Annotated in this window: 11 protein-coding genes and 1 pseudogene; 6 read left to right on the top strand and 6 right to left on the bottom strand. The window is 53.2% G+C overall.

Going from position 1 to position 11,564, the window contains the following annotated elements; all coding sequences use genetic code 11:
- Nucleotides 1-95: 95 nt before the first annotated feature.
- On the bottom strand, nucleotides 96-1,376 hold the full coding sequence (hemL, locus tag FDX01_RS09715) for a glutamate-1-semialdehyde 2,1-aminomutase (RefSeq protein WP_137399696.1): 1,281 nt from the start codon (nucleotides 1,374-1,376) through the stop codon (nucleotides 96-98).
- Between the two features lie 168 nt (nucleotides 1,377-1,544).
- Here hemL and clcA point away from each other — a divergent pair, with 168 nt between their 5' ends.
- From clcA to erpA, 3 genes and pseudogenes are all read left to right on the top strand, one after another.
- Nucleotides 1,545-2,966, top strand: a complete 1,422-nt coding sequence (gene clcA / locus FDX01_RS09710) for a H(+)/Cl(-) exchange transporter ClcA (protein ID WP_135912566.1) — start codon at nucleotides 1,545-1,547, stop codon at nucleotides 2,964-2,966.
- Between the two features lie 23 nt (nucleotides 2,967-2,989).
- Nucleotides 2,990-3,055: pseudogene (gene yadW / locus FDX01_RS23185) on the top strand (small protein YadW).
- Nucleotides 3,048-3,392, top strand: a complete 345-nt coding sequence (gene erpA / locus FDX01_RS09705) for an iron-sulfur cluster insertion protein ErpA (protein ID WP_003018581.1) — start codon at nucleotides 3,048-3,050, stop codon at nucleotides 3,390-3,392. The pseudogene yadW and the gene erpA overlap by 8 nt, the downstream one beginning before the upstream one ends.
- Before the next feature lie 119 nt (nucleotides 3,393-3,511).
- Here the strand turns inward: erpA and FDX01_RS09700 are convergent, their stop codons facing one another.
- From FDX01_RS09700 to mtnN, 3 genes are read right to left on the bottom strand one after another with little or no spacing between them, the layout of a single operon-like run.
- Nucleotides 3,512-4,135, bottom strand: a complete 624-nt coding sequence (locus FDX01_RS09700; protein WP_135912565.1) for a TRIC cation channel family protein — start codon at nucleotides 4,133-4,135, stop codon at nucleotides 3,512-3,514.
- 38 nt (nucleotides 4,136-4,173) lie between these two features.
- Nucleotides 4,174-4,974 carry a vitamin B12 ABC transporter substrate-binding protein BtuF gene (gene btuF, locus FDX01_RS09695; RefSeq protein WP_117342287.1) on the bottom strand — a complete coding sequence of 267 codons (801 nt, stop codon included), beginning with the start codon at nucleotides 4,972-4,974 and terminating at the stop codon, nucleotides 4,174-4,176.
- On the bottom strand, nucleotides 4,967-5,665 hold the full coding sequence (mtnN, locus tag FDX01_RS09690) for a 5'-methylthioadenosine/S-adenosylhomocysteine nucleosidase (protein WP_115259412.1): 699 nt from the start codon (nucleotides 5,663-5,665) through the stop codon (nucleotides 4,967-4,969). Before mtnN ends, btuF begins: the two co-directional genes overlap by 8 nt.
- An 83-nt stretch (nucleotides 5,666-5,748) precedes the next feature.
- Here mtnN and dgt point away from each other — a divergent pair, with 83 nt between their 5' ends.
- The 3 genes from dgt (at nucleotide 5,749) to cdaR (ending at nucleotide 10,137) form a co-directional block, all read left to right on the top strand.
- Entirely contained in the window at nucleotides 5,749-7,266 is a 1,518-nt protein-coding gene (gene dgt / locus FDX01_RS09685; RefSeq protein WP_137399695.1) for a dGTPase, read from the top strand.
- 129 nt (nucleotides 7,267-7,395) lie between these two features.
- Entirely contained in the window at nucleotides 7,396-8,829 is a 1,434-nt protein-coding gene (gene degP / locus FDX01_RS09680) for a serine endoprotease DegP (protein ID WP_115259410.1), read from the top strand.
- 150 nt (nucleotides 8,830-8,979) lie between these two features.
- Nucleotides 8,980-10,137 (top strand): DNA-binding transcriptional regulator CdaR, encoded by a 1,158-nt coding sequence (cdaR, locus tag FDX01_RS09675; protein WP_137399694.1) that lies wholly within the window; start codon nucleotides 8,980-8,982, stop codon nucleotides 10,135-10,137.
- An 87-nt stretch (nucleotides 10,138-10,224) separates the two neighbouring features.
- Here cdaR and FDX01_RS09670 read toward each other — a convergent pair whose 3' ends face one another.
- Together FDX01_RS09670 and dapD are read right to left on the bottom strand one after the other, a co-directional pair.
- Nucleotides 10,225-10,611, bottom strand: coding sequence for a DUF3461 family protein (locus FDX01_RS09670; protein WP_096758245.1), 387 nt, complete (start codon nucleotides 10,609-10,611; stop codon nucleotides 10,225-10,227).
- 109 nt (nucleotides 10,612-10,720) lie between these two features.
- Entirely contained in the window at nucleotides 10,721-11,545 is an 825-nt protein-coding gene (gene dapD, locus FDX01_RS09665; protein ID WP_115259408.1) for a 2,3,4,5-tetrahydropyridine-2,6-dicarboxylate N-succinyltransferase, read from the bottom strand.
- Nucleotides 11,546-11,564 lie beyond the last annotated feature (19 nt).

Genomic DNA, 11,564 nt, shown 5'->3' with positions numbered 1-11,564 from the left:
GGCCGGATAAGACGCTTTGCGTCGCCATCCGGCAATAAAAAAGCCGGGTGGCGGCTTCGCCTTACCCGGCCTACGTTGTTTCTGGACGTTCTCTTTTACAGCTTCGCAAACACCCGGCGCGCGGCGTCGACAGTGTTATTGATATCTTCCATGCTGTGCGCTACGGACATAAAGCCCGCTTCAAACGCGGACGGTGCCAGATAAACACCTTCATCCAGCATCATGTGGAAGAAGCGCTTGAAGCGCTCAACGTCACATGCCATCACGTCCTGATAGCAGGTCACGGTTTCGGCATTGGTGAAGAAAATCCCGAACATCCCGCCCACATGGTTCACCACCAGCGGAATATTGGCTTCCTGAGCGGCTTCCAGCAGACCTTCTGCCAGACGCGTGGTGAGGTCATCTAAGGTCTCATGAATTCCCGGCTGAGCAACTTCGTTCAGACAGGCGAATCCTGCTGCCATGGCTATCGGGTTACCGGACAGCGTTCCCGCCTGGTAAACCGGGCCGGTAGGTGCCAGTGCGTCCATCACATCACGACGACCGCCGAATGCGCCAACAGGCATGCCACCACCGATGATTTTGCCCAGACAGGTCAGGTCAGGCACTACGCCGTAGTAATCCTGCGCGCCAGCCAGCGCGACGCGGAAACCGGTCATCACTTCGTCGATGATAAACAGCGCACCGAACTCGTCGCACAGTGCGCGCAGGCCAGGCAGGAATTCCGGCAGCGGCGGGATGCAGTTCATGTTGCCCGCGACCGGCTCGACGATGATGCAGGCAATGTCCTGTGGATACTGCTCGAATGCCGCCCGCACCGAGGAGAGATCGTTATAGGTACAGGTCAGGGTGTGCTTGGCAAAATCTGCCGGAACGCCCGGTGAGTTCGGCTGGCCCAGCGTCAGCGCACCGGAACCTGCTTTTACCAGCAAGCAGTCGGCATGACCGTGATAGCAGCCTTCAAATTTGATGATTTTATCGCGCCCGGTGAAGCCACGCGCCAAACGGATGGCGCTCATCGTCGCTTCGGTACCGGAGTTGACCATACGCACCATGTCCATGGTGGGTACAAGCTCGGTAACCAGCGCCGCCATTTTGACTTCCATCTCGGTCGGTGCACCAAAGCTCAGACCGCGCTCGGCGGCTTCGATCACCGCATTGCGGATCGCCGGGTGGTTATGACCCAGCACCATCGGGCCCCAGGATCCGACGTAATCGATGTAGGCTTTACCATCGACGTCATACAGATACGCGCCATCTGCTTTTTCGATAAACAGCGGAGTACCACCCACGCCGGTAAAGGCGCGAACAGGGGAGTTAACGCCGCCGGGGATCAGTTCGCGTGCTGCGCTGTAGAGGTTCTCAGACTTACTCATGGATGGGGTCCTGGTTCGTAGAAAAAGTGAATGCGGGCTATTCTAGTTATTCAGTGAAGGTTATGAAAGTTTTGTGCATTGGAAACAATACGATTTGCAGGGGATTTTCACAAAATGAGCGAGTAGAATGCCGACTCCGTATTTGTATTACCAATTAATGATCATCCGATGAAAACAGACTCTCCCTCTTTTGAAGCACAGCAAATTGTGCGGTTACGGCGCAGGGATCAGATCCGTCGACTCCTTGATCGGGACAAGACACCGCTCGCGATCCTCTTTATGGCGGCCGTGGTTGGCACCGTGACCGGGCTGGTGGGCGTGGCGTTTGAGAAATCTGTCACCTGGGTACAGAACCTGCGCATTGGCGCACTGGTACAGGTTGCCGATCATGCCATTCTGGTATGGCCGCTGGCCTTTATTCTCTCGGCGCTGCTGGCCATGGTGGGCTATTTTCTGGTGCGTAAATTTGCACCCGAGGCCGGTGGTTCGGGGATCCCTGAAATTGAAGGTGCGCTGGAAGAGCTGCGCCCGGTGCGCTGGTGGCGCGTATTGCCGGTAAAATTTATCGGCGGCATGGGGACGTTGGGGGCCGGTATGGTGCTCGGTCGTGAAGGGCCGACGGTGCAAATTGGCGGTAACATCGGGCGCATGGTGCTGGATGTCTTTCGTATGCGCAGCGCTGAAGCGCGGCATACCCTGCTGGCAACCGGTGCGGCTGCCGGTCTTTCGGCGGCGTTTAATGCGCCGCTGGCCGGCATCCTGTTCATTCTGGAAGAGATGCGTCCGCAGTTTCGCTATAACCTTGTGTCGATCAAAGCCGTGTTTACCGGCGTTATCATGTCGAGCATTGTGTTTCGTATTTTCAACGGCGAGGCCCCGATTATTGAAGTTGGGAAGCTCTCCAATGCGCCGGTGAATACCCTGTGGCTGTATCTGATCCTTGGGATTATTTTTGGCTGTGTCGGACCGTTGTTCAATACCCTGGTGTTACGCACTCAGGATATGTTTCAGCGGTTCCACGGTGGTGACATTAAAAAATGGGTGCTGATGGGTGGGGCGATCGGCGGCCTGTGTGGGATCCTGGGCTTAATTAAACCGGAAGCCGCAGGCGGTGGGTTCAACCTGATCCCAATCGCCGCCGCGGGCAATTTCAGCGTCGGTATCCTGCTGTTTATTTTTATTGCCCGGGTTATCACCACGCTGCTGTGCTTCTCATCCGGTGCGCCGGGCGGGATTTTTGCCCCGATGCTGGCGCTGGGGACACTGCTCGGTACCGCGTTCGGCATGGCGGCCGCGGCCTCATTTCCGCAGTATCATCTGGAGGCTGGGACGTTTGCCATTGCCGGAATGGGGGCGTTGTTGGCGGCGTCGGTACGTGCGCCACTCACCGGCATCGTGCTGGTGCTGGAGATGACCGATAACTATCAGCTCATTTTGCCAATGATTATTACCTGTCTTGGCGCAACACTATTAGCCCAATTTATGGGCGGAAAGCCGCTATACTCGACTATCCTTGCCCGTACGCTGGCAAAACAGGAAGCGGAGCAGGCGGCGAAAAGCCAGAGTACAGCCGCTGGCGAGAATACTTGAACGAAATACCAGGGTATTAGATAATGGCCTTAACTATTGGGTTATAATTTGCCCAATTGCCAATGTCGTTTGGAGCAAAATATGAGTGATGATGTAGCGCTGCCACTGCAATTTACTGAAGCAGCAGCCAATAAAGTAAAAAGCCTGATCGCTGACGAAGATAACCCGAATCTGAAATTGCGCGTATATATCACCGGCGGTGGTTGCAGCGGTTTCCAGTATGGTTTCACCTTTGATGATCAGGTGAATGATGGCGATATGACTATTGAGAAACAGGGTGTTGGCCTGGTGGTTGACCCGATGAGCCTGCAGTATCTGGTGGGCGGCGCGGTTGACTATACCGAAGGTCTGGAAGGTTCCCGCTTCGTGGTGACTAACCCTAACGCCAAAAGCACCTGCGGGTGTGGTTCTTCTTTCAGCATCTGATTGCTGTCTGCAATACCGATGGTCTGATGGTGTAGGCCCGGTAAGCGTAGCGCCACCGGGCAATGTGCCGGATGGCGGCGTAAACGCCTTATCCGGCCTACATGTTCTGCATCGTTACATCAACGTCCGTTATCATCCAGCGCAAATGTCGGTAGCTTTAAGTGCCAGCGAATAGCGGCCAGTCGAATAACCAGCGTGACAACCATCCCCATCATACTGGCGTTTTCCAGCGGTATTGCGAAAGTATAAAACGCGGTTGCGTGAACAATGCCGCCGATAATGCAGGCCGTGGCATAAATTTCTGTACGTAATATCATCGGCACTTCACGGGCCAACACGTCGCGTATGATCCCACCGCCGACGCCGGTAATGACCCCCATACAAATCGCCACTAGCGGACCGGTTCCGGCGAGAAACGCCTTATTGACGCCAATGCCGACGAACACCGCCAGACCCACGGCGTCCAGCACCGGAAGGATCCATTTAGGCAAACGTCTGGGCTGGCGTACCAATACGATCGTTAGCATACTGGTGATCATGGCAACCACCAGATCGGTAGGATCTTTAACCCAGAATACCGGCCCATGATCCAGGGCCATATCGCGGATCGTGCCGCCACCGACTGCGGTAACCACCCCGAGGACCAGAACGCCGAACGGATCCATACGTAATTTCCCGGCCAGTAATACGCCAGAGATAGCAAATACCGCGGTACCGACAATATCCAGCCAATAGACGAGCATGCTTAAATCCTCACAACACACCTGGTGGGGGGCCGACGCTAATTTATCTGTGAAAGCGCATTACAGAGTTGTTTTGCGGCGAGGATAATACGCGGGCTCGCGCGTTCAAACCAGTCACTATTAAGGATAATAACCGGGATTTTTAACTGTTCTCCCCAGTATTGCTCAATTTTAAGATTTTCGCCCGAACCACCGGTGGCGACGATTGCCTGGGGGGCTCTTGCCAGTACTTGTTCACGGCTGACCTGTGGCCAGGGAACCCGGCTGCCAGCAAAGATGTTTTCTCCCCCGCATACCTCAAGAACCTGGTGTTGAAGGGAGCCTTTTCCACTGGTAAACAGAGGATTTGCACCAAACTGGAGAAACACCCGTTTTTTCGGTTTATTGGCATACTGAGATTTTAGTAAAGCATACTCATCAAGCAATGTTTGCGCGGCCTGTTTTGCTTGCTCAGGCTTGGGGCTCCACGGTGCCAATTGGCGCAGTGCGTCGGCAACTTGCTCGATGGTGACGGCATCCACCCAGATAACCTTAATCCCCAATGCGGTTAGCTGATTCACCTGCCGCTCGGCATTGCCTCCGCGCCAGGCGATGACCAGATCCGGTTTGAGCGCCACGATGCGTTCCAGATTCATGCCTTGCCAGGTGGAGACCTCTTCAATATTTTCGGCCTCGGGCGGATAATTTGAGTAGCTGCTGACGCCAACGGGCGTAATGCCGGCGGCAAAGGCAAGTTCGGTGTTAGCAGGGGAGAGGGAAACCACACGCGGAGCGGCATAAAGCCACGCCGGAAGCGTAAAAAGCAGGGCGACCAGCGCCCTGGAGATGAATTTAGCCATGCGCCAGTTTCTGTACCAGCGCTTCGACCATCAGGCTTGACTGCTTCGCGGCAACCACCAGGAATTCGTCAAAGCTCAGATGGGACTGCTGATCGGCAACGTCGGAGATGGCACGAACCACCACGAACGGAACGTTAAAGTTATGGCAAACATGTGCAATCGCGGTGGCTTCCATTTCTACGGCAATCGCCTGCGGGAAGTTATGCTGAATTTTTGCCAGGCCAACAGAGCCGTTAATGAAGGCGTCGCCGCTAACGATAAGACCACGAACGGCGTTAAGGTTCAGTTCTGCAATGCAGGATTCCGCCGCGGCGATAAGCGCAGGGTCGGCTTTAAAACCTGCCGGGCAGCCCGGTAACTGACCGAATTCATAGCCAAATGCAGTGACGTCAGCGTCGTGATAACGCGCTTCGTCAGAGACCACGATATCGCCGACTTTCAGCGTAGAAGCCAGGCCGCCCGCAGAACCCGTATTAATGATGGCATCCGGTTTGCAGCGTTCCAGCAGCAGCGTGGCGCCCAGCGCCGCAGCCACTTTACCGATGCCCGATTTCAGTAGCGCAACCTCAGTCCCGTTCAGTTGGCCGGTGTAAATTTCACAACCGCCAAGGGTGATAGTCTGACGGTTTTCGATTTTGTCACGCAGCAGCGTAACTTCTTCTTCCATTGCACCAATGATGCCGATTTTCATAGATTTACTCGCGATAAGCCAGATTTGAGGGCATAGTCTATCATGCGCTTAAGGGGTAGCGCATTTCTCAGGCGGGAGAGGACATGGCACAGATCGATTTTCGAAAAAAAATAAACTGGCATCGTCGTTACCGTTCGCCGCAGGGCGCAAAATCTGAGCATGAGATCCTGCGAATTTTCGAAAGCGATCGTGGACGTATTATCAATTCTCCGGCTATCCGCCGACTGCAGCAAAAAACCCAGGTCTTTCCGCTGGAGCGCAACGCCGCAGTGCGGACACGTCTGACGCACTCGATGGAAGTTCAGCAGGTAGGGCGCTACATCGCCAAAGAGATCCTCAGCCGACTGAAAGAGCTAAAACTGTTAGAGCAGTACGGCCTGGATGAATTAACCGGTCCTTTTGAAAGCGTGGTCGAAATGTCCTGCCTGATGCATGACATCGGCAATCCACCGTTTGGTCACTTTGGTGAAGCGGCGATTAACGACTGGTTTCGCCAGCGCCTTTTCCCCGCCGATGCGGAAAGCCAGCCTCTCAGCGACGATCGCTGCCTGATCGCGGCGCTACGTTTGCGTGAAGGTGAAGAGTCGCTCAATGACATTCGCCGCAAGGTGCGTCAGGATCTGTGCCAATTTGAAGGAAATGCGCAGAGTATTCGTCTTGTGCACACTTTGATGCGAATGAATCTAACGTGGGCGCAGGTCGGCGGTATTTTAAAATATACTCGTCCGGCGTGGTGGCGTGGAGAGACGCCAGCAACGCATAACTATTTAATGAAGAAACCGGGCTATTACCTTTCCGAGGAACCGTATATTGAGCGGTTACGTAAAGAGTTATCATTAGCACCTTACAGTCGTTTTCCATTAACCTGGATTATGGAAGCCGCTGACGATATCTCTTATTGCGTGGCCGATCTTGAAGATGCCGTGGAGAAAAGAATCTTCAGTGTCGAGCAACTGTATCATCATCTGTATGAGGCCTGGGGACAACATGAAAAAGGCTCCCTGTTTAGTCAGGTCGTGGAGAACGCGTGGGAAAAATCGCGCTCAAATACATTAAGTCGTAGTACAGAAGATCAGTTCTTTATGTATTTGCGGGTCAACACGCTAAATAAACTTGTGCCCTACGCCGCGCAGCGTTTTATTGATAATTTACCGCAGATTTTTGAGGGTAGCTTTAATCACGCCCTGTTAGAAGACGCCAGCAGCTTCAGCCAATTGCTGGGAGTCTATAAAAATGTGGCGATGAAACATGTATTTAGCCATCCTGATGTCGAGCAACTGGAATTACAGGGGTATCGGGTGATCAGTGGCCTGCTGGAGATTTATCAGCCGTTATTAAAGATGGCGCTTGCCGATTTTTCTACACTTGTTCAAAACGAAAGATTAAAACAGTTCCCCATTGAGTCACGATTATTTCAAAAGCTCTCTACGCGCCATCGACTTGCTTATGTCGAAGTGGTCAGTAAAATATCACCGATGTCTGCCGAGTACCCGGTACTGGAATATTATTATCGCTGCCGCCTGATCCAGGATTATATCAGCGGGATGACCGATTTGTATGCCTGGGATGAATATCGACGGTTGATGGCGGTAGAACAATAAACATCCATTTGTAAAGACGGACAATAAAATTTTACTTTTTCCTTAAAGTTTATTCTGGAACTTAGCGCGATAAAACGACTCTGACGTATACAGCAATTTTGCGTTATCAGTTAATCGAGAATGAAACACATGAAAAAAACCACATTAGCAATGAGTGCACTGGCTCTGAGTTTAGGTTTGGCGTTGTCCCCTCTGTCTGCAACGGCGGCTGAGACTGCGTCTTCAGCAACCACGGCTCAACAGATGCCAAGTCTGGCCCCGATGCTCGAAAAAGTGATGCCATCGGTGGTGAGTATTAATGTCGAGGGGAGCACGACGGTGAATACGCCGCGTATGCCGCGTAATTTCCAGCAGTTCTTTGGGGATAACTCCCCGTTCTGCCAGGACGGTTCTCCGTTCCAGAGTTCCCCATTCTGTCAGGAAGGCGCACCGGGCGCGGGTAATGGCGGCGGTCAGCAGCAGAAATTTATGGCGCTGGGTTCCGGCGTGATTATCGATGCTGCAAAAGGTTATGTTGTGACTAACAACCACGTGGTGGATAACGCCACAGTGATTAAAGTCCAATTGAGCGACGGGCGTAAATTTGACGCGAAGATGGTCGGCAAAGACCCGCGTTCTGACATTGCGCTGATTCAGATTCAGGATCCGAAGAACCTGACTGCAATCAAGTTGGCAGACTCCGATGCGCTGCGCGTGGGTGATTATACCGTGGCGATTGGTAACCCGTTTGGACTCGGTGAAACGGTGACCTCCGGTATTGTTTCTGCACTGGGTCGTAGCGGCCTGAACGCAGAAAACTATGAAAACTTTATCCAGACCGATGCGGCGATCAACCGTGGTAACTCCGGTGGCGCACTGGTCAACCTGAACGGTGAACTGATCGGTATTAACACCGCGATCCTCGCGCCGGACGGTGGCAATATCGGTATCGGTTTTGCTATCCCAAGCAACATGGTGAAAAACCTGACCTCGCAGATGGTTGAGTTCGGTCAGGTGAAACGCGGTGAGCTGGGAATTATGGGGACAGAGCTGAGCTCTGAGCTGGCGAAAGCGATGAAAGTGGATGCCCAGCGTGGGGCATTCGTCAGCCAGGTGATGCCGAACTCTTCCGCAGCGAAGGCGGGTATTAAAGCCGGTGACGTGATTACCTCGCTGAACGGTAAGCCGATCAGCAGCTTCGCCGCGCTGCGTGCGCAGGTGGGTACGATGCCGGTAGGCAGCAAAATCAGCCTTGGCCTGCTGCGTGACGGTAAACCTGTGACGGTGAATCTGGAACTACAGCAGAGCAGCCAGACTCAGGTTGATTCCAGCTCCATCTTCAAAGGTATTGAAGGGGCGGATATGAGCAACAAAGGCCAGGACAAAGGTGTCGTGGTCAGCGATGTAAAACCAAAAACGCCGGCAGCGATGATTGGCCTGAAGAAAGGGGATGTAATTATCGGAGCTAACCAGCAGCCGGTGAAAAACATTGCCGAACTGCGCAAAATCCTCGACAGCAAACCGGCTGTTCTGGCGCTGAATATTCAGCGTGGTGACAGCTCCATCTATCTGTTGATGCAGTAAGCCTCTCTAAACCCCTTCCCGGCAGCGGGGAGGGGTTTCTTTTTGTGAACCCTCCCACAACTCCATACTTCTCTCCTTCAGTTTGTGCATCTGCACAATGCCGCCGATTATTATCTTCCTTATGCTGAGCATTGCTCACAGGAGGGGTTTATGGCTGGCTGGCATCTTGATACCAAAATGGCGCAGGATATTGTGGCGCGCACGATGCGCATCATCGATACCAATATCAACGTAATGGATGCCCGTGGGCGGATCATTGGTAGCGGCGATCGCGAGCGTATTGGTGAATTGCACGAAGGTGCACTGCTGGTGCTTTCACAGGGCCGGGTGGTAGACATTGACGATGCAGTCGCGAAGCATTTGCACGGTGTACGACAGGGGATAAACCTGCCGCTACGACTCGAAGGTGAAATTGTTGGCGTCATTGGCTTAACCGGCGAGCCGAAGCATCTGCGCAAATACGGCGAGCTGGTGTGTATGACCGCCGAAATGATGCTGGAGCAGTCGCGTCTGATGCACCTGCTGGCGCAGGACAGCCGTCTGCGTGAAGAGCTGGTCATGAACCTGATTCAGGCGGAGGAAAATACGCCCGCGCTGATGGAATGGGCACAGCGTTTAGGCATTGATTTGAACCAGCCGCGCGTGGTAGCGGTGCTGGAAGTCGATAGCGGCCAACTGGGCGTTGACAGCGCGATGGCAGAACTGCAGCAGCTACAGAATGCATTGACCACGCCAGAGCGTAACAACCTGATTGCGATTGTGTCACTGACCGAGATGGTGGTGCTGAAACCCGCTCTTAATCAGTTTGGCCGTTGGGACGCGGAAGATCACCGCAAGCGTGTAGAGCAGCTTATCGCTCGCATGAAAGAGAACGGACAGCTGCGTTTTCGCGTGTCGCTGGGTAATTTCTTTACTGGACCAGGTAGCATTGCCCGTTCTTACCGCACGGCGCGGACGACGATGATGGTCGGTAAGCAGCGTATGCCGGAAAACCGCAGCTATTTCTATCAGGATTTGATGCTGCCGGTGTTACTGGACAGCCTGCGCGGCGGCTGGCAGGCCAACGAGCTGGCGCGTCCGCTGGTACGGCTAAAAGCAATGGATAACAATGGGTTACTGCGTCGGACGTTAGCGGCATGGTTTCGCCATAACGTGCAGCCGCTGGCGACGTCAAAAGCGTTGTTTATCCACCGCAATACGCTGGAATATCGTCTGAATCGTATCTCTGAGCTTACCGGGTTGGATTTGGGAAATTTCGACGACAGGTTATTGCTGTATGTGGCGTTACAGCTGGATGAACAGCATTGATTGATTGCCTGATGGCGCTACGCTTATCAGGCAAAATGCCGGGTGGCGGCTTCGCCTTACCCGGCCTACGAATACATCCACCCACGGTTATTTACGCGTCAGTTTTTCCAGATCGGATTCAATTTCGCTGATCTTGTTGGTGACGACGCTTTCCAGATGTCGTAAGTCATCGAGGATCTTGCGTTTGAGATCGACTTCACTGCGATCGCGCTGGCAGATCTGATCCAGTTCATCAATCACATAGCGCAGGTTCGGGCTGATTTCCTGCACCTCTTTGTAACCCTGGCCGATACCATCGGCAACCACGGTTTTACGCTGACGGGGATACTTAAACTTAACGCTCTTGGCAAAAAACTCGCCTTTATCCTTCTGGAAATAGATTTTCAGGATATCGTTGTTGGCTTCTTGCCGCAGGCTGTAACGATCGATCTCTTCAGGATTGGTAATGCCCAGACTTTTCAGATTGTCATACATAGCGGTACCCTTAAGCTCACTATAACCATTGAATAATTAACGAAAAGCCTTGTTTATGCCACTCGCCGATGTAAAAAAAGCGGGCTAAGCCCGCTTTTTCAAATTGCCGTTAGTCGATGGTACGCAATAGCTCGTTAATTCCGACTTTGCCACGCGTTTTGGCGTCGACTTTCTTGACGATTACCGCGCAGTACAGGCTGTACTTACCGTCTTTCGACGGCAGATTTCCCGATACCACAACCGAACCCGCCGGAACGCGGCCATAGAAAACTTCGCCGGTTTCGCGGTCGTAGATTTTGGTGCTCTGGCCCAGGTATACGCCCATGGAGATAACGGAGCCTTCTTCGACGATCACGCCTTCTACCACTTCAGAACGCGCACCAATGAAGCAGTTGTCTTCGATGATGGTTGGGTTCGCCTGTAACGGTTCCAGCACGCCACCGATACCAACGCCACCGGACAGGTGAACGTTTTTACCGATTTGTGCACATGAGCCGACGGTTGCCCAGGTATCCACCATGGAGCCTTCATCAACGTAAGCACCGATGTTGACGTAAGACGGCATCAGGACGGTGTTACGTGCGATATAGGCACCCTGGCGCACGGCAGCAGGGGGAACTACGCGGAAGCCTTCTTTCTGGAAGCGCGCTTCGTCGTAGTTGGCGAATTTCATCGGGACTTTATCGAAATAGCGGCTTTCTGCGCCATCGATAACCTGGTTGTCGTTAATACGAAAAGAGAGCAGTACCGCTTTCTTCAGCCACTGATGTGTGACCCACTGACCCTCAATCTTTTCTGCAACACGCAGCGCACCGGAATCCAGCAGAGAAATAACCTGATTTACCGCTTCACGGGTTACGGTATCTACATTTGCCGGAGTAATTTCGGCGCGGCGCTCGAAAGCGGACTCAATAACGTTCTGTAACTGCTGCATTGTTAAACTCTTTCCATAA

Origin of the sequence: Citrobacter sp. wls613 (genome assembly GCF_005281195.1) — a bacterium.
Lineage (GTDB): Bacteria > Pseudomonadota > Gammaproteobacteria > Enterobacterales > Enterobacteriaceae > Citrobacter > Citrobacter gillenii.
Note: the sequence above shows the minus strand (reverse complement) of the source record. Positions and strands in the feature narration are given on the sequence as shown.